Consider the following 1,488-nt stretch of genomic DNA (forward strand, 5'->3'; position numbering starts at 1 on the left):
TCGCGCCTCGAACGGCCTTGTCCCTCGTAGTGGTCGCGCACGAGACGGTCGAGCAGCCGCACGCCAAAGCCCGAGCCCCAGGACTGATTGATCTCGCTCGGCGGCGAGCCCATCGCCGTGCCGGCGATGTCGAGATGCGCCCACGGTGTCTCCTTGACGAAGCGCTGCAGGAACTGCGCGGCGATGATGGCGCCGCCGTAGCGGCCGCCGATGTTCTTCATGTCGGCATTCTTGGAATCGATCAGCTTGTCGTATTCGGCGCCCAGCGGCATGCGCCACAGCCGCTCCTGCGTCGCTTGCCCGGCGCCCGCCAGACGGTCCGCCAGTTCGTCATTGTTGGAGAACAGGCCGGCATAGTGCTGGCCGAGCGCGACCATGATGGCGCCGGTCAGCGTCGCCAGGTTGATCATGAATCTCGGCTTGAAGCGGTCATTGGTGTACCAGAGAGCGTCGGCCAGCACGAGGCGGCCTTCGGCATCGGTGTTCAGAACCTCGATGGTCTGGCCCGACATCGAGGTGACGATATCGCCGGGGCGCTGGGCGTGGCCGTCGACGGCATTCTCGACCAGGCCGATGACGCCGATGACATTGGCCTTGGCCTTGCGGGCGGCAAGCGCGTGGATGAGCCCTGTGACGGCCGCGGCACCGCCCATGTCGCCTTTCATCTCCTCCATGCCTGATGCCGGCTTCATCGAATTGCCGCCGGTGTCGAAGGTGACGCCCTTGCCTATGAAGGCGACCGGCGCGTCCTTGGCCTTGCCGCCCTTCCAGTGCATTACGGCCATGCGGGCGCCGCGCGGCGAGCCTTGCGCGACGCCGAGCAGCGAGCCCATGCCGAGCTTCTTCATCTCCTTCTCGGTCAAAATCTCGACCTCGACACCGAGTGCCTCGAGTTCCTTGGCGCGCGCGGCGAACTCCACCGGGCCAAGCGCATTGGCCGGCTCGTTGACGAGATCGCGCGCGAGAAGCACGCCGCCAATCACCGCCGCCTCGTCGGCAAAGGCCTTTTTCGCAGCCGTGGGGTCGGCGCAGTGGATCGTCACCTTGACCGGCTTCTTCGGCTCGTCCTTGTCCTTCTTGGTCTTGTACTTGTCGAAGGAATAGCTGCGCAAAAGAATGCCCGCGGCGACGTTGGCGGCCTGCCTGCCGCCGGCCTCAGTGCCCGGAACATCGAACACGACGGCGACTTCGGTCGCCTTGCGCAGCGAGGCGGCAATGGTGCCGCCGAGCCTCAGCCATGCCTGGTCGTCGAGGGCGGAAGCCTTGCCGGCGCCGACCGCCACCAGGCGGTCGATCGAGGTGCCCTCCGGCGCCAGCACCTCGGCGACGGTGCCGAACTTGCCGGAAAAGTCGGCCACCGGGAACGCTCGAGCGAGCGCGCCGGCCGGGTCGCAAGCCTTGCCGGCTTTGCCTACGGCACCGTCGTCGGCCGCCAGCACGAAGACGCTGCCCCTTTTCGGCGCGGCGAATTTGGCGAAGGCAATAGAG

1 protein-coding gene is annotated in these 1,488 nt (G+C 66.8%); it reads right to left on the bottom strand.

Annotated features, from left to right (window positions below):
- The coding region (locus EOA33_RS35450; protein ID WP_127407700.1) for a leucyl aminopeptidase at nucleotides 1-1,488 on the bottom strand (1,488 nt) is incomplete at both ends.

This window comes from Mesorhizobium sp. M4A.F.Ca.ET.050.02.1.1, assembly GCF_003997725.1.
Lineage (GTDB): Bacteria > Pseudomonadota > Alphaproteobacteria > Rhizobiales > Rhizobiaceae > Mesorhizobium.